This window comes from Mesorhizobium sp. M7A.T.Ca.US.000.02.2.1 (assembly GCF_003996995.1).
Lineage (GTDB): Bacteria > Pseudomonadota > Alphaproteobacteria > Rhizobiales > Rhizobiaceae > Mesorhizobium.
The window spans coordinates 1-15,219 of record NZ_RZTT01000115.1 but is presented as its reverse complement, the minus strand read 5'-3'; the positions used below and the strand labels follow the sequence as shown (position 1 = coordinate 15,219).

The following is a 15,219-nucleotide window of genomic DNA, read 5'->3' as shown; positions in this document are numbered from 1 at the left end:
AACCGCATCGTCAACAAGGTGGTCGAGATCGACGCCGGTTCGCTGACCGCTTATTCCGGAAACTACGAATTCTACCAGCAGCAACGGGCGATCGCCGACAAGCAGCAGCAGGCTCAGTTCGAGCGCCAGCAGGCGATGCTGGCCAAGGAGATCGCCTTCATCGAGCGCTTCAAGGCGCGCGCCTCGCATGCCGCCCAGGTGCAGAGCCGGGTGAAGAAGCTGGACAAGATCGACCGCGTCGAGCCGCCGAAGCGGCGCCAGACGGTTTCGTTCGATTTCCTGCCGGCGCCGCGCTGCGGCGAGGATGTCGTGACGCTGAAGAACGTCCACAAGGGCTATGGCAGCCGCTCCATTTATGAGGGGCTGGATTTCCAGGTCCGCCGCCGCGAGCGCTGGTGCATCATGGGCGTCAACGGCGCCGGCAAGTCGACGCTCTTGAAGCTGGTCGCCGGCGCTTCCGAGCCCGACACCGGCACGGTCGCGCGCGGGCCAAGCGTCAAAATGGGTTATTTCGCTCAGCACGCCATGGAAGTGCTGGAAGGCGAGCGCACCGTGTTTCAGACACTGGAGGACGCGTTCCCCCAGGCCGGTCAGGCGCCGCTGCGGGCACTTGCGGGCTGCTTCGGTTTTTCGGGCGACGAGATCGAGAAGAAATGCCGCGTGCTGTCAGGCGGCGAGAAGGCGCGGCTGGTGATGGCGCTGATGCTGTTCGACCCGCCCAACCTTCTGGTGCTGGACGAGCCGACCAACCATCTCGACATCGCCACCAAGGAGATGCTGATCACCGCACTGTCGCAGTACGAGGGCACCATGCTGTTCGTCTCGCACGACCGGCATTTTCTGGCGGCGCTTTCCAATCGCGTGCTGGAACTGACGCCCGAAGGCATCCACACCTATGGCGGCGGCTATACTGAATATGTCGAGCGCACGGGGCAGGAAGCGCCGGGGCTCAGGAGCTAGGTAAATGATAAGGGCGGCGTCGGCTCGAAGCCGGCACCGCCCTTTGAATATGGTCCGGCTGGAATGACGGCCTTACTCGAACGAGATGGCCATGCCGCTGAGGTCGGCGTTGACCTGCAGGCCGACTTGCTTGCCCGTGAGTTCGAGTTGGGCGCCCTTGTCATTGGTCATGATGATCACCTGGGCTCCCTTGCCGATCGTGCCGCCGCCGCCGGCTGCTCCGTAGACCCCGGTCACGTCGCGGGCGCGGCGGATATGGCGAACCGTGCCGCGAAAATATGTCTTGGACACGCCGAAAGCCAGGCCTCCGGACACGGCGCCGATCGAGATCGGGTAGCTCTTGCCACGGAAGGTGAAGGTGCCCTTGCCGCCGGAGCCGCCGACGAAAAACGCCGCCTTGTAGACGGCGAAGCGGATCGTGCCGCTGTCGGCATGCGCGGCGCTGGCAAAGCCGATGCTCGCGGCGGCAATCGCGGCAACCGCGATGGAACGAAATCCGGATGAAATCTTCATGGTGAGAACTCCTCAATGTCGCCGCTTTGCCGGCCGGGATGTCGGCGTGGGATCAAAGTTACAACTGAACAGTCTCGCCCGTGATTTGGTTCCAGGCCCCGTGATTTGGTTCCAGGCATGGGTTCGAATCCCGGCTGCGGGAAGGCCCGGGGAGAGGGCGAGGGGTTGCGGAGGGTGGGGAAGGCGCCTGGCCGCAGCTATCGCCTTGTGGGAAGAACAGGTCTATGCAGACTCCTCACAAAGCTTAGGAGAGGCTTCGGATGAGAATCGCAATCTGCCTCGCATTGACCGCGGCAGTGGCTGGGTGCGCGACCTCCCCGGTCGAGTATGAGGCGTCGCTTTCGCAGCAGGACCAGAAATGGGCTTCGCCGGCATGCCAGCAGGCACGCAGGGCGGCTTCCGATTACCAGGCTCGCGAGAAGGAGCATCCGGGCTGGGGTTTCGGCGTCTTGCTTGGTCCATACTCGATGGGGCTCGTCGCAGCCATCAAGGAGAATGAGCAGAAGCAACGAAAGCTGTTCGCCCGCGAGGTGCACCTGCAATGCTCAAGCCTGCCGCTGCCGAAGGAGTTGCAGGGCGATTTGAACCCTGCCGTACCGCCGACGAAGTATCCATAGCCTTGGCGGAGCCTTCCGGGCAAAAGGCGCCGGGGCTGCGAGGCGAGTGATGGAGAGCCGCCGTTGGCGCGCACCAGCCCCGAGGCCGTTGAAGCGCGGCTGCAAAGCATCGGCGACGACCCGAAGCTCCAACGTCTCGCGCAGCAGCTGGCCAAGAACGATAGTCTCTCCGTCAAGAGCAACCTGCGCTACGTCGACAGGATCGTCAAAAGCATCGAGAGTGGCTTCAACAAGGTTGATGGCGACATTCTGGTCAAGAATGACCAGGGCCAGTACCAGCTTGGCGATTTCTCGATCTCGTTCAAGGGCCAGGCGATGCTGACCTCCAGGGACACATTCGAAGCGTTCACAGGCTGAGCCCCCTCGCGGCGAGCGTCAGATCGGCGGGGAATCGCCCGTGACGACCCCCCGGCCACCGCACCGCCCCTCATCAAAACCGACCAGCGACCTCAGCATCGCCTTGGTGCCGGCCGTCTGCCTGCAAATATTGCGAAACTCGGGCCGCCCCGTTGCGCCAAGCACATCATCGTCGATGGCGCGCAGGATGATGCTCGCATTGCGCCATCCGATTCTGGCCAGGGCGGATGCCAGCTCCGCACGTGCGGGATCAAACGGGGCTTGGTCGGTGTCGGGGTCGCGGTCCGCTCGATGTCGTTGCTGGCGCCCGGTGACACCTCGATCTTCGGCGGCCGCATCGGCTACACCGGCACCATCATCGACGCCCTGATCCTGACCGTGCTGACGATATTGCAGATGCCGGAGAGGGCAAGGCGGATCCTGCTCGGCCTGATCGTGCTGTTCGTGACGGCGGCGCATTTAAGGATTGTGAAGGAGCGGTAGGGATGATGGCAGGCGCAAAAGCGAACGACTGCTTTGACCCTCGAAGCTAAAGATGTAGGCCGCGCTGGCCCAGAAATAGTAGTTCAGAATGTCGCTGCTCCTCTGAGCGGCTGAAGCCGCTGGCTTAAGCTGGCCGGATCCATTCCGTTCGCTGCATATGCGGCCATTGCTTCCTCGCGCCAGAACATGTCACCAGGTCCCGGATATGTCGTCCTTAGCGAACGGATTGTCCTAAGCGCGTTGGTGGCCCACACCCGGAACTCGGAGGTGCGCCAAAAGGCAACGTCTTGAAGATGAACCGCTGCCGCGGGTGCTGCTCCTAAGATTTCGCTAACAAGCACCGGCACAACCTTTGCCTGGTCGCCTAGACCAAGGCGCTGTCGCAGCCATGTTGGATGGCTCGCTACCTGACGAGCTTTGTTGACAGGAAGGAGGGTATTTGGCTGCGCCTCCGTGAAGTCTTCGAATACGATCGCAAAGGATTCATCTGCTACCCACCACGGGTCCGGCGCCCCCTCTGTTTCCTCATTACCAGCGTCGAAACCGAGCAGAAGTCCGAACTCCATCTGTGCATTCTCAAATGGGGCAAAGGCATCTTGCCCAATCCCCTGAAGGATCAAGCGCTCGACTTTCGCAAATTTTTCGTCGTGACGGGTTCCCAAATCAGCGAACCGCAGCTCGAGTCGCTCAATCAAAGGAGCGGCCGAGATCCCAGGTTTCGAATCCTCGACGAGTTGCGCCTCTCGCAGCCCAGCGAGTTGCCGTAGCCAAGCTATGCCGGATGATGCCTTCGCCGCAATTGTGTAGTACTCTCGAGCGACCCCACTCAAGTCGCCCGCCCCTGCTCGGGTAGACTGGCTCGCCGCATCTCCCGCCAAATAATTCCACAGCGCGCGATAGCCTTTCAGCCCGCCATCCTGAAGAAGTGTCAACACATGCCTTGCTTGTTCCAACGCGCTAGCGGGATTACGATCCCACATAGCGTACTGGTAGGAAACCTCGTGATCGGCTGCCTCGCGCAGTTGTTCGAGCGCGGGCAAGCTTGTTTGCGTGGCTAAGCCTCGCAGGCGCCTGATTTCATTCTCTGCACTGCGCCATTCTTCACCGCGAGCGTAGAAAAGACGGAGATTGTCGAGCATCTCCTCGCTTGTCCCGGACTGTTCTATGCCAAAGGTTAGCTCAGCTTGAAGCTCTGGATGGAGTGCGCTTCGCGTCTCACGCTTGCTAATGTATGTGTGGAGATCTTCGCCAAGGAGTATTACGGCAGAATAGTCCGTCGCTGATCGAGTGCAGCGACCTACGGCCTGTACAACACGGGTGCGAACTCGGTCGGCGAGAAGGAGGCCTGCGCTCATGCGGGATACCAAGAACCTCTCTTGCAGATTAGCCGCCGCAGGAAGCCCACGCATGATCAGCAAACGACACTGCTCGTCCGGGAAATCGATTCCGTCATAGCGATTTGCGAGCACCGCTACACCTTGCGGCTCTTGGACGAAGGCCTGCTTGGATTCTTCGATCTGACTCGCAGAGTATACGGGGTATTGGATTGTCGAAGCGACCTCCTCTTCCACAATCCTAGCCGTCTTGAAGTCGGGAACTAGCACAACCGCCTTTTGGGCCTCCTGAATGGCAGCGCACTGCAACGCGTGCTGCTCATCGTCCGCGAGCGCCCTGCCGGGCAAGATAAAAAACCGTCTGCCGACGCCTTGCGCATTGAAATCATCGGATACGCTCAGCCGTTGGATGCGGGGAACACCGGTTACCCGTTCTAGGTCGCCACCTTCACCAAGCGTCGCCGACATGAAGATACGCTGCTTGGCACCGGCAAAAGGTGCGTAACGCAAAGTTGGTGGGATCAGGGGACGAAACATGATTTCGCCCGTGCTGATATAAAGCCGGCACGCGCCAAGATGATCGCGAATCTCTCTCCATCGCCATCGCAGGTCATCGTCTTCGAGATGCTCATCCAACGCCGCCAAGAGCTGCGGCTCGATCGAGGCCACAAGCTCGGTGGGAATCATGTCGACCCACGAAATGTCCCAGGCCGATTGGGCATCGTCGCGCAGGCGCTTGGCATCAAGCGGCGAAACAACCGAACCTAGAATTGAGGCTAAGACACTGAAAAGTGCCGAGTGGCTGATCCGGTTAATCTGCAAGGTCCAGTGCTGCGCCATGTAGTTCTCAGCGGCATGCGCATCGTCGAAAATCAGACAATGCGGCTCGTCAAAGAAAGTCCGGGCGTTGAATAGGCCGCCATAGGTCGTGACTGCGATGACATCACCAGACTGGAAGCGCCCCTTGTCCGCAGGATTGTAGTCGGCCTTGCGCCCGACAAACGCGGCAACCGCATCGCGCATTCCGTATTTGGTGCGCGCTTCCTCGACCACTTGGTGAACAAGCTGTCGGGTTGGGCATACATAGACGACACGCTCCTGCATTTGCCGCCGCCGCCATTCGGCAATCAAAATTCCGACGAGCGTCTTCCCGCTGCCTGTGGGCAGTTTGATGGCGACATTGCTCGTGGATAAGGCTTTCGCCTGATACTCCGCCAGAACATGACCTTGATGGGTCAGTAAACCTTTGAACGCACGATCGCTGAAGTCGAGGAACATGCGCTCTGGGCTATCAAGCGAAATACTGGAAGTTGCGCCTAGCTTGAATGCCATTCCTTAATCCCTGCTGTTCTGTTTCGAATCGCGTCGAAAATCTTGATCAGATTATTAAAGTTAACCAGTCGCAGAATGTTATTTCTCTCTCAAAATGTAATTCATGATCGGCTGAATCTTTTGCTTATAAACGACATCAATATGCCGAAGGCAATCAACCCGGAGCCAATTTCCATTGACGCAAGAAATTTACCCAACAACCCTGAAGGGTGAATGTCTCCGTATCCTAAGCTGGTGAAAGTGACCACGCTGCAATATAGGTTGTCCCAGAAATTTATTGTTGGCTGAGCACTGTGGGTTACCTCATAAAGGGCGGCAAAAACAAGAATGGTGGTCATGGTACAAAACAGCCATCGGCGCAAACTTTCACCGTAACTAGAAGTAATCCGCCAAAACGCATACAATAGCCAGCTGCCTGCTCGCCGTTTGCGCCAGTGTGTAGCTTCAATTCGCCGGTTTGCCTGCTGCCTGAAGTGGCTGGCTTCGTCATTGTGGCCCAATGTCGCAAGTTGCAAAGCAAACTCTTGAAAGATCGCCGCCAGATCCTCATCAGTTTGATTTTTTGCCGACTCATCAGCATTTTCGCATCTGTTCAACTGAGGATGGAATCGATGTGATTTGAAAAGTGCATCTTCCATGACTTTGAGTGCATCGACCTGCGCCTCTCGATCTTGGCTACTCATGGGGAGGTAAACTCTCGTCTTGGCAGGGAGGATCGAGCCATATAGCCGAATCCCGTTCTCTAGTGCTGCCTTGAAAGAATAGAAGGTCTGGATGTTAGGAATTGGATATGAACGCGAGTAGGCTTCTCCTGCCATCCAGTAAGCTGTTGTTGCCCAATTCTTCTCGGTTCCAGATGTTTTCAGAAACGCTCGACCGGCAGCATTGAAGAAAATCCCAGCTATCGTGAGGCCTGCGGCCGATGCTGGCATCGGAGGAATATTGTCTTGGGAGGAGACAATTGTCTTTCCGATCCTTTCAAACATTCTAGCAGCGTCCATCCACGCGGTGCCTGCCGAAAAATGTTCACCCGCGAAGCTGTAACAGCGCGCGGATCGGTTATAAAACTCACCCGCTGTTTGTGCATGCTGATCGTGCGCAGCCAGCGTGTTAGCCGCATCGAAGAATACTCGAGCCGCTGGCATATAGCAGCCGGCAATTTCGAAGCATGTTGCCGATCGAACCAACAACTTCGCACGGTTCTCAGGATCGATTTGGCCGTCAACGTCCCGTTCGAGTTGGCTGTAGGTTTCGCCCGCTCCAAACCAATTGCCTCGCGAAGCAAAGTCATCTGCCGTAGTTAGCCGATGGCCATTTGGCAACTCAATAGGCCTGTCGGCCAACCAGTGCTTTGCCACTAGGTATTCACGGCTCGCCATGCTCTATCTCGATAAATTGGCGTCTCGCGCCAAAGAGATTATACTTCTTATTGTTCGTCTAACTAGCCGAGAAAAGCATCATCTCGCCAGTCGTGATTTTAGAACGTCAAGTTTGCCGATATTTCAAGGCAGCAACCCAAGCCCAGCCAATTCAGAGCACCTAAATGCCCGCTCCATGCTCATCACCCCAACCACAGTCGCTCTCCTTCGAAGCTCCTTCCCCTCGAGCAGGCCGCGCGGCTTGCTGCCACATCGCCTGCGCCCGACCCCAGTCCTCCGCCCCTCAACCGGCGGCGTTCGCATCGCCTTTCGTTCGCGGGCGACCGCGATCGAGGTCACGCGATACGGACCCGCTTGCCCATGTCGGGTGCCGGCGCATCCTACTGGCCGGCTCGCGGGCAGACCAAGTCCTGCCGTCGATGACAGAGATACGGTTGCCTATCCCCCCGCCAGCCGCGGCAACAAAAAAATCTCCGCCCCCTGCGGCAGCTTCTTCGACCACGTATCGCGATAGATCGTTCCGTCGATCGCCACCGCGATGCCCTTGTCGATCCAGGGCTCGAGGCCGGGATACTGCTCAGCCAGCTTCCTGAACAGCTCCCTTATGTCCTTGGCCTCGATCTCGACCTTGCTGTTGCCTCCGGCGGTCGCGGCGAGCGAGCCCCAGAGCGTTACTTCGACCATTCCCGTTCCGCCTCGATCGCCGCCAGGATGCGCGGCGGCGACATCGGGATATGCGTCATGCGCACGCCCGCGGCGTTCGACACCGCATTGGCGATCGCCGCCAGCGGCGGCACGATCGACGTCTCGCCGACACCGCGCACCCCGTAGGGGTGGTTGGGGTTGGGAATCTCCAAGATCTGCGTGTCGATCATCGGCAGGTCCGAACAGACCGGGATGCGGTAGTCGAGGAAGCCGGCGTTCTGCAGCCGCCCGTCCTTGCCGTAGATATACTCCTCGTTGAGTGCCCAGCCGATGCCTTGCGCGGCACCGCCCTGGTACTGTCCCTCGACATAGGTCGGGTGCACCGCCTTGCCGGCATCCTGCACGACCGTGTAGCGGATGACCCTGGTGGCGCCGGTATCGGGATCGACCTCGATATCGCAGATATGGGTGGCGAAGGAGACGCCCGCGCCATCGGCGACGAGCTCGCTGTGGCCGGCGATCGGTCCGCCGGTCTTGCCCGACTCGACCGCGATCTCCTTCAGCGACAGCTTGCCGAGATTGCCGTGCTTCTCGCCCCTGGCGATCGCGTGGCCCTTTTCCCAGACCACGTCGTCGACGGCAATGTCCCACATCTGCGCGGCGCGCTCGCGCAGGATTTTTATCGCGTTGCGGGCGGCCGAGATCGTCGCCATGGAAGACGAGAAGGTGCCGCGGCTGCCGTCCGTCATGTCGTTGTAGCCGAGGCTGGACGTGTCGGCGACGATCGCCTTGACCTGGGAATAGTCGATGCCGAGTTCCTCCGCCGCCACCAGCGACAGCGAGGCGCGCGAACCGCCGACATCGACCGTGCCGACGGCCAGCGAGACCGAGCCGTCCATGCCGATGTTGAGGTCGGTGCAGGTCTGGCCGCCGAAATTGAACCAGAAGCCGCAAGCCATGCCACGGCCCTGGTTCTTGCCCAGCGGCGCCTTCATGTGCGGATGGCTCTTCACCGCCTCCAGCGTCGGGCCGATTCCGATCGGTCCGTAGACCGGGCCATAGGAGGACCGTGTGCCTTCCTGGGCGGCGTTTTTGATGCGGAAGTCGACCGGGTCCATGCCGATCTTCTTGGCCAGCTCGTCGACCGCGCTTTCCACCGCGAACGCCGCCATCGGCGCCGAGGGCGCGCGATAGGCCGCGGTCTTCGGCCGGTTGACCAGCACTTCGTAGCCGACCGTCTTGACGTTATCGAGCTTGTAGCAGGCGAACGCGGTCATGGCGCCGATCTCGGCCCAGGAGCCGGCATACGGGCCGCAGCTGTAGCGCAGCGTCGCTTCGGCGGCGGTAATCGTGCCGTCCTTGCGGGCGCCGATCTTGACGTCGATCGAGGTGGCGCTGGTCGGGCCCGAGGCGCGGAACACCTCGTCGCGGGTCATCACCAGTTTCACCGGCCGTCCGGCCTTGCGCGACAGCGCCAGCGCCACCGGCTCGGCCCAGACATGGGTCTTGCCGCCAAAACCGCCGCCGATCTCCGAGGAGGTGACGCGCAGTTTCGAGGCTTCCATGCCAAGCAGCTGGGCGCAGTGCTGGCGGTAGACGAAATGGCCCTGCGTGCAGACCCAGAGGTCGGCGGTGCCGTCGGAGCTGAAATTCGCCACGCAGGCATGCGGCTCGATATAGCCCTGGTGGGTCTGCTCGGTCTTGAACGAGCGCTCGACGATGAAGTCGGCCTGCCCGAAACCCTGATGGACATCGCCATGGCCAAACTGGCTGCGCTTGGTGACGTTGGAGGGTTTTACCGGCTTTTCCTCGAGGCCCTCGGTGAAGATGGCATCATTGATCAAGGGCGCCGTGTGCTTCGCCGCCTCGTCGACATCGGTGACATGCGGCAAAAGCTCGTATTCAATCTCGATGAGCTTCAGCGCCTGCCTGGCGGTGCGGGCGTCGATCGCGGCGACCGCGGCCACCGCGTGGCCGTCATAGAGCGCTTTCGTGCGCGCCATGCAATTGTCGAGGACGTCGTACATGGCGGCATCGCCATCGGTGAGGTCGGGCAGGTCGGCGGCGGTGATCACCGCCTTGACGCCGGCGAGCTTCTCCGCCTTGGACGTGTCGATCTTGACGATCCTGGCATGAGCGTGTGGGCTTCTGAGGACACGCCCGACCAGCTGGCCGGCCATGTTGAAGTCGGCGCCATAGCGCGCGCGGCCCGTCACCTTGTCGATGCCGTCGGGACGGATCGGACGCGTGCCGACGGAGGTGAATTTACGTCCGGAAAAACGTGGATCGAAATTCATCTCAGGCTCCCTTCATCACGATGGCCGCGTCCTGGACGGCGCGCACGATCTTGTCATAGCCGGTGCAGCGGCAGAGGTTCCCGGCAAGGCCGAAGCGGATTTCCTCCTCGGTCGGGTCGGGGTTTTTCGCCAGCAGGTCTTTGGCCGCGATCAAAAAACCCGGCGTGCAGATGCCGCATTGCAGCGCCGCATGCTCGAGGAACTTCTGCTGCAGCGGATGCAGCGTATCGCCATGCGCCATGCCCTCGATGGTCTCGACGCGCCGGCCTTCAGCCTCGGCGCCGAGCACCAGACACGAGCACACCAGCCGGTCGTCGAGGATGATCGAGCAGGCGCCGCAGTCGCCGGTGCCGCAGCCTTCCTTGGCGCCCGTCAGCCCCAGCCGATCGCGCAGGACGTCCAGCAGCGTCTCGTCGGGCTGGCAAAGATACTCGACAGCGTCGCCGTTGATTGTCGTTGAAACTGCTATACCAGCCATCATTTGCCTCCTGCACGTGCATAGGCTGATGTGGCGGCCCGCTGGGCCAGCACACCCGCAACTTTTCGTCTGAATTCGATGGTGCCGCGCTTGTCGTCGATGGGACGGCATGCCCCCGCGCAAACCTTGGCGAGCCGCTCCAGCGTCGCTTCGTCCAGCCTGGAGCCGATGAGCACCTCCGCGGCTTCTTCGACCAGAAGCACCGTCGCCGCCACGGCGCCCAGCGCAACGCGGGCCGATTTGACGACACCGTGCTCGTCGAGCGTCAGGTTCACGCCGGCACTGACCACCGCGATGTCCATCTCGGTGCGCGGAATGAAACGCAGATAGGCATCGCCCGAGCGCGGCTCGCGCTTGTCGAGCAGGATCGCCTCGATGATCTCGCCTTTGGCCAGCGACGTCTTGCCCGGCGCGGTCGGCACGCTCTGCACGGGAATCGTGCGCCGGCCCGCCGGCCCGACGACCACTGCCTTGGCGCCGGCGGCAACCAGCGCCGGCACACTGTCGGCGGCCGGTGATGCGTTGCAGAGATTGCCCACGATGGTGCAGCGTCCCTGCACCTGCTTCGAGCCGATCAGCTTGGCCGCCTCGACGACGCCAGGCCATGCCTTCTTGAGGTCGGTGTTCTCTCCCAGGACGGCGCAAGGAACCGCAGCGCCGATGCTGAAGCCTTCAGCCGTTTCCCGGATCTCGCTCAAGCCATCGATCGCCTTGATGTCGACGATCAGCTCTGGTTCGCCAAAGCCGCCCTTCATCCTGACCAGGAGGTCGCTGCCTCCCGCGAGGATGGCGGCCGTACCAGCCGACCCGGCCAACTGGCCAACGGCATCTTCTATTGAAAGCGGACGTATGTAGCGCATCGTCTCCCCTTGGTCATCGCGATTTCAGCGACCGTTATAAACAGTCTCCTCACAATGGCTATCCGGTTCCGCATCTGCGGCGATTGGGCCAGGCGCCGCAATATCCAGTCCAACAGACCGAATGTGGCGCACTGACTGGCGGCAACCGGCTTTGGGATGATTTTCGTGAAACTTCGGTTATGGATCAAGTGCACTCATTCGCTTTTATCCGCCTTTGGACCTGAACGGCTCAGCCCGTCGACGCGCTTTCCTCGGAAGACCGTTTCACATTTTTCCTGGAATTGCCCTAGAGATCGGCCTCGGCGAAGATACGCGAGGCCCAGTCGAGGAAGACGCGAAGGCGCGGCGAGAGCTGTCTGTTTTGCGGGTAGAGCGCCGACAGCGGCGTCGGCGAGGGCGGGTAATCGGCCAGCACCTCGACGAGCGTCCCATCGGCCAGATCCTTTTCGAAGCGATAGCGCGGCGCCTGGATGAGGCCGAGGCCAAGCCGCGCCAGATCGGCGGCGGTGTCGGAATTGTTGGCGGCGACGCGGCCTGGCAGCCGCACCTCACGGATACTGCCGGCGACGGTGAATTCGAACGGAAGGGTCTCGCCGGTGCGCGACGAAACAAAGCCCACCGCCTGGTGACCGTCGAGCGCATCGGGGGAGACGGGCGTGCCGTGGCGTTCGAGATAGGCAGGGCTGGCGCAGGTGATCTCGCGGATGACAGCCAGCCGCCGCATGATCATGCCGCTGTCGGGCGGCTCGCCGACGCGGATCACACAGTCGACGCCTTCACGCACGAGATCGACCAGCCGGTCGCTCTGGCCGATCTGCAGGTCGATCCTGACATAGCGGGCGAGGAACTCCGGCAGGCGCGGCAAGAGGAAGGTGCGGGTGAGCAGCGTGCTGGCGTCGATGCGCAACAGGCCGAAAGGCTCGGCATTGCGGAAGGCGGCCTCGGCATCCTCGATCTCGGCCAGGATCGACAGGCAGCGCCGATAGTAGGCTTCGCCGTCCTGGGTGGCGTTCACCTGCCGTGTCGTTCGTTCCAGAAGCCGCGCGCCGAGATGCTCTTCCAGCCGCCGGATGGCTTCCGTCGCGGTTGAGCGCGGCAGGCCGAGATCGGCCGCGGCAGCGGTGAAGCTGCGCCGCTCCAGAACGCGAACGAAGAGCCGCATCGTGTCCAGTCGATCCATGGCTTTTGTTCGCAGTTTCCGAATAGTGATGTCAATAGGCGGCTGATTATCCGGAAAGCCGCCCGACCTATATCCGTGTCGCCAACACACGGAGAGACTTCCATGACATCTAATCAAACAAGTACGGGTGGCCAAACCAGAACCGCGATCGTGACGGGCGCCTCCAAAGGCATCGGCGCCGCCATCGCACGACGGCTCGCCCGCGACGGCGTTGCTGTCGTCATCAATTATGCACGGGGCCGCGCCGAGGCCGAAGAACTGGTCCGCAGCATCGAAGCCGGCGGCGGCAAGGCGATCGCCGTTCAGGCCGATATCGCCGATCCGAACGGTATCGCTGCACTGTTCGACGCCGGCGAGAAGGCGTTCGGCGGCATCGACATCCTCGTCAACAATGCCGGCATCATGAAGATTTCGCCGATGGCGCAGACCGACGATGCTTCGTTCGACACGCAGATCGCGATCAATCTCGGCGGGGTGTTCCGCGGCATGCGGGAAGGTGCGCGCCGGCTTCGCGACGGCGGCCGCATCGTCAATTTTTCCAGCAGCGTCGTCGGCCTTTACCAGCCGGGCTACGGCGTCTACGCCGCCACAAAGGCGGGTGTCGAGGCGATGACCCACATTCTGGCCAAGGAGCTTGGCGCGCGCCGCATCACCGTTAACGCAGTAGCGCCCGGACCGATCGATACCGCGCTGTTCACGGACGGCAAGAGCGAGGCGCAGATCGAGGCCATCGGCAAGATGATCCCGCTCGGCCGGCTCGGCCAGCCCGACGACATTGCCGGGCTGGTCTCGTTCCTGGCCGGGCCGGACAGCTTCTGGGTCAACGGACAAATCATCCGCGCCAATGGCGGCGTCGTCTGAGCCGTCGCCGACCGCTCAACGCCGAACCTGAAATTCCACAGAAAGGAAAAGATCATGCCATTCGCCAACATCAAGTTACCGCAAGCGGCGCTCTCCAGGGCGCAGAAGGAAGACCTCATCCATCGAACGACAGCGATGTTCGTCGACTTTTTCGGCGAGGGTGTGCGCCCCTTCACGATGGTGCTGGTGGAGGAGGTCGCCGACGGCGGTTATGGCCGGGCCGACGAAGTGTTCGTCGTGCCGGAAGTTTTTCGCGCAAAGGAGTAGTGCCGGGCTAGACCTCGAAGAGGCGCCTTTCACAAATTGAACCCTTGCCGCATCAGCCATCCTTCGTCGCACCCACCCAGTCGGCCGCCACTCCGGCAAACAGCCAGTCGCGGAACGCCCTGATCTTCTTCTGGCGCAGCGCGCCGTCGCGGTAGACGACGTAGTAGCGTGAGGAGGATTTCAGCGCGAGGTCGAAAGGCCGGACCAGCCGCCCCGCGGCGAGATCGGCGGAGACCAGCGCGCTTCGGCCCAGCAACACGCATTGCCCGGCCGATCTAGGCAGCAGCGTCGCCAGCACATATGCCGGTAAGAGCTGGTGCTTGTAGTGGTTCGTGACATAGTGTCGGCTGCTCGGAAAAGTAGGTGGTATCGATGACCGAAAAAACCGGCGGCGCGGAAACGCCCAAAGTCGCGGAGCGGCCGATCTCTGACATCCTCCTGAACCAGCGTTACCGCAAGCATTTGATCGGATATTTTGAGTGGGTATCGTCCCATGAAGAGCAGCGAAAATACCAAGCTGCTGTTCCGAATGTTCGTATCCCGCACGAAGCTTTCAATCAATGGGATGACTATGCGTCCGACGAAGTCCTTGAGCACTATGTCGAGCCGGTGTTCTCCATCGACGAGCAGCGAGCACTTCGGGATTATCGGACTGTCTTGAACAGTGTATCTGCAGACACGCCGAAAATGTTGCCCCCGCTCGAGCAGCTGATAGGAACTGAGCCGTGGGAGCGGCTGAGACTTGCTGCGGCCAGAGCCTTGGAGGTTTTCATCCGCCGGGGGCCATTCGATTGGGAGGTCGAGCAATTCCCAGCAGCTTGAGACCCAATTATTTCCTTAGGCTTTCCTCTTCTCTACCTCCGCCTTCCTCAACAGGAACCGCTGGATTTTCCGCTCGGTGGCTTCGGCAACTTGCTGACGAACTCGACCTCGCGCGGATAGGCGTGGGCCGAGAGGCGCTTGCGGACATGCTGCGCCAGTTCCGGGCTGCCATGCAGGATGACGAAGGCCTTGACGATTTCGGTGCGCTGCGGGTCGGGCACACCGACGACGGCTGCCTCGTTGACCGCCGGATGTTCGATCAGCGCGCTTTCGATGTCGATGCGGTAGCCCGGCAGAGGCGATGACGTCGTCGGCGCGGCCGATCAGGAGATCGACCGTCCGGTTGCGCGAATGGCCCGAGAAGGGCTGGCCTCACCCGTGCGGGCCTGTATCATGGCCTTGTGAATGCTTGGGAGGAGGCTTGTGCATGCGGCTGAATCGGAATCTCTGTCAGTGGAGGGTTTGGGTCTTCATCGCCGCAATGGCGCTTTGGCCGCGCACGGCGCCGGCCGATACCCTCACGCCGGAGCGCATCACTGCTGCCCTGTCGAAGCTCGAAGCGCTTGCCGAAGCCGCCGTAGCGGACGGTGCCGTACCCGGTCTCGCCATCGGCGTCGTGCGCGATGACGAGGTGATCTTCCTCAAGGGTTTTGGGCATCGCGAGGCCGGCAAGCCAGAGACCGTCGACGCCGACACGGTGTTCCAGATCGCCTCCCTTTCCAAACCGGTTTCCGCCACCGTCGTGGCGGCGTTGGTTAGCGACAGGATCGTGTCCTGGGATTCGAAGATCGCCGATCTCGATCCGGCCTTCCGGTTGGCCGATCCCTATCCGGC

At 61.3% G+C, this 15,219-nt stretch carries 16 protein-coding genes and 2 pseudogenes; 8 read left to right on the top strand and 10 right to left on the bottom strand.

The window, feature by feature from the left end; all coding sequences use genetic code 11:
- A partial coding sequence (locus EOD15_RS13545; protein WP_148129544.1) for an ABC-F family ATP-binding cassette domain-containing protein occupies nucleotides 1-960 on the top strand: 960 nt, incomplete at its 5' end.
- A gap of 72 nt (nucleotides 961-1,032) precedes the next feature.
- Here EOD15_RS13545 and EOD15_RS13540 read toward each other — a convergent pair.
- Complete coding sequence (locus tag EOD15_RS13540) at nucleotides 1,033-1,473, bottom strand: hypothetical protein (RefSeq protein ID WP_127317955.1); 441 nt, start codon at nucleotides 1,471-1,473, stop codon at nucleotides 1,033-1,035.
- 260 nt (nucleotides 1,474-1,733) lie between these two features.
- On the opposite strand from EOD15_RS13540, the gene EOD15_RS13535 reads away from it, so the two are divergent.
- The 3 genes from EOD15_RS13535 to EOD15_RS13525 all read left to right on the top strand — a co-directional run bounded on the left by EOD15_RS13535 (nucleotide 1,734) and on the right by EOD15_RS13525 (nucleotide 2,930).
- Nucleotides 1,734-2,090, top strand: a complete 357-nt coding sequence (locus EOD15_RS13535; RefSeq protein WP_127408558.1) for a hypothetical protein — start codon at nucleotides 1,734-1,736, stop codon at nucleotides 2,088-2,090.
- A gap of 63 nt (nucleotides 2,091-2,153) precedes the next feature.
- The gene (locus tag EOD15_RS13530; protein ID WP_127318011.1) at nucleotides 2,154-2,447 is read left to right on the top strand and encodes a hypothetical protein; all 294 of its coding nucleotides are present in this window, start codon (nucleotides 2,154-2,156) and stop codon (nucleotides 2,445-2,447) included.
- A 261-nt stretch (nucleotides 2,448-2,708) separates the two neighbouring features.
- Nucleotides 2,709-2,930 (top strand): hypothetical protein, encoded by a 222-nt coding sequence (locus EOD15_RS13525; protein WP_348629426.1) that lies wholly within the window; start codon nucleotides 2,709-2,711, stop codon nucleotides 2,928-2,930.
- Between the two features lie 83 nt (nucleotides 2,931-3,013).
- Here the strand turns inward: EOD15_RS13525 and EOD15_RS13520 are convergent, their stop codons facing one another.
- The 7 genes from EOD15_RS13520 to EOD15_RS13490 form a co-directional block, all read right to left on the bottom strand.
- Nucleotides 3,014-5,596, bottom strand: coding sequence for a DEAD/DEAH box helicase (locus EOD15_RS13520; protein WP_127318013.1), 2,583 nt, complete (start codon nucleotides 5,594-5,596; stop codon nucleotides 3,014-3,016).
- 101 nt (nucleotides 5,597-5,697) lie between these two features.
- Nucleotides 5,698-6,975, bottom strand: coding sequence for a potassium channel family protein (locus EOD15_RS13515; RefSeq protein ID WP_127318015.1), 1,278 nt, complete (start codon nucleotides 6,973-6,975; stop codon nucleotides 5,698-5,700).
- 438 nt (nucleotides 6,976-7,413) lie between these two features.
- The gene (locus tag EOD15_RS13510) at nucleotides 7,414-7,659 is read right to left on the bottom strand and encodes a MoaD/ThiS family protein (RefSeq protein ID WP_127318017.1); all 246 of its coding nucleotides are present in this window, start codon (nucleotides 7,657-7,659) and stop codon (nucleotides 7,414-7,416) included.
- Nucleotides 7,647-9,917, bottom strand: a complete 2,271-nt coding sequence (locus EOD15_RS13505; RefSeq protein ID WP_127318019.1) for a xanthine dehydrogenase family protein molybdopterin-binding subunit — start codon at nucleotides 9,915-9,917, stop codon at nucleotides 7,647-7,649. Before EOD15_RS13505 ends, EOD15_RS13510 begins: the two co-directional genes overlap by 13 nt.
- A 1-nt stretch (nucleotide 9,918) precedes the next feature.
- A complete protein-coding gene (locus EOD15_RS13500) occupies nucleotides 9,919-10,395 on the bottom strand; it encodes a (2Fe-2S)-binding protein (RefSeq protein ID WP_013530647.1) in 477 nt (158 codons plus the stop codon).
- Nucleotides 10,395-11,255 (bottom strand): xanthine dehydrogenase family protein subunit M, encoded by an 861-nt coding sequence (locus EOD15_RS13495; protein WP_127318021.1) that lies wholly within the window; start codon nucleotides 11,253-11,255, stop codon nucleotides 10,395-10,397. The genes EOD15_RS13500 and EOD15_RS13495 overlap by 1 nt, the downstream gene beginning before the upstream one ends.
- Nucleotides 11,256-11,541: 286 nt before the next feature.
- Entirely contained in the window at nucleotides 11,542-12,435 is an 894-nt protein-coding gene (locus EOD15_RS13490; RefSeq protein ID WP_127318023.1) for a LysR family transcriptional regulator, read from the bottom strand.
- 102 nt (nucleotides 12,436-12,537) lie between these two features.
- On the opposite strand from EOD15_RS13490, the gene EOD15_RS13485 reads away from it, so the two are divergent.
- Both EOD15_RS13485 and EOD15_RS13480 read left to right on the top strand, forming a co-directional pair.
- Nucleotides 12,538-13,296, top strand: coding sequence for an SDR family oxidoreductase (locus EOD15_RS13485; protein WP_127318025.1), 759 nt, complete (start codon nucleotides 12,538-12,540; stop codon nucleotides 13,294-13,296).
- Between the two features lie 54 nt (nucleotides 13,297-13,350).
- The gene (locus EOD15_RS13480) at nucleotides 13,351-13,563 is read left to right on the top strand and encodes a 4-oxalocrotonate tautomerase family protein (protein ID WP_127269408.1); all 213 of its coding nucleotides are present in this window, start codon (nucleotides 13,351-13,353) and stop codon (nucleotides 13,561-13,563) included.
- 52 nt (nucleotides 13,564-13,615) lie between these two features.
- Here the strand turns inward: EOD15_RS13480 and EOD15_RS13475 are convergent.
- Nucleotides 13,616-13,837 (bottom strand): annotated as a pseudogene (locus tag EOD15_RS13475) (LysR substrate-binding domain-containing protein); the annotation flags it as partial.
- Between the two features lie 98 nt (nucleotides 13,838-13,935).
- Here EOD15_RS13475 and EOD15_RS13470 point away from each other — a divergent pair.
- On the top strand, nucleotides 13,936-14,385 hold the full coding sequence (locus EOD15_RS13470) for a hypothetical protein (protein WP_127318027.1): 450 nt from the start codon (nucleotides 13,936-13,938) through the stop codon (nucleotides 14,383-14,385).
- A gap of 15 nt (nucleotides 14,386-14,400) precedes the next feature.
- Here EOD15_RS13470 and EOD15_RS13465 read toward each other — a convergent pair.
- Nucleotides 14,401-14,709: pseudogene (locus tag EOD15_RS13465) on the bottom strand (AMP-binding protein); the annotation flags it as partial.
- Nucleotides 14,710-14,812: 103 nt separating this feature from the next.
- Between EOD15_RS13465 and EOD15_RS13460 the strand changes: the two are divergent.
- On the top strand, nucleotides 14,813-15,219 hold a 407-nt coding region (locus EOD15_RS13460; protein WP_148129543.1), incomplete at its 3' end, for a serine hydrolase domain-containing protein.

Bases quoted from the DNA above. Each gene is read 5' to 3' on its own strand.
- EOD15_RS13520 (WP_127318013.1), bottom strand. From the start codon at position 5,596: ATGGCATTCAAGCTAGGCGCAACTTCCAGTATTTCGCTTGATAGCCCA.
- EOD15_RS13500 (WP_013530647.1), bottom strand. From the start codon at position 10,395: ATGGCTGGTATAGCAGTTTCAACGACAATCAACGGCGACGCTGTCGAG.
- EOD15_RS13480 (WP_127269408.1), top strand. From the start codon at position 13,351: ATGCCATTCGCCAACATCAAGTTACCGCAAGCGGCGCTCTCCAGGGCG.
- EOD15_RS13490 (WP_127318023.1), bottom strand. From the start codon at position 12,435: ATGGATCGACTGGACACGATGCGGCTCTTCGTTCGCGTTCTGGAGCGG.
- EOD15_RS13495 (WP_127318021.1), bottom strand. From the start codon at position 11,255: ATGCGCTACATACGTCCGCTTTCAATAGAAGATGCCGTTGGCCAGTTG.
- EOD15_RS13540 (WP_127317955.1), bottom strand. From the start codon at position 1,473: ATGAAGATTTCATCCGGATTTCGTTCCATCGCGGTTGCCGCGATTGCC.
- EOD15_RS13485 (WP_127318025.1), top strand. From the start codon at position 12,538: ATGACATCTAATCAAACAAGTACGGGTGGCCAAACCAGAACCGCGATC.
- EOD15_RS13510 (WP_127318017.1), bottom strand. From the start codon at position 7,659: ATGGTCGAAGTAACGCTCTGGGGCTCGCTCGCCGCGACCGCCGGAGGC.
- EOD15_RS13515 (WP_127318015.1), bottom strand. From the start codon at position 6,975: ATGGCGAGCCGTGAATACCTAGTGGCAAAGCACTGGTTGGCCGACAGG.
- EOD15_RS13535 (WP_127408558.1), top strand. From the start codon at position 1,734: ATGAGAATCGCAATCTGCCTCGCATTGACCGCGGCAGTGGCTGGGTGC.
- EOD15_RS13505 (WP_127318019.1), bottom strand. From the start codon at position 9,917: ATGAATTTCGATCCACGTTTTTCCGGACGTAAATTCACCTCCGTCGGC.
- EOD15_RS13470 (WP_127318027.1), top strand. From the start codon at position 13,936: ATGACCGAAAAAACCGGCGGCGCGGAAACGCCCAAAGTCGCGGAGCGG.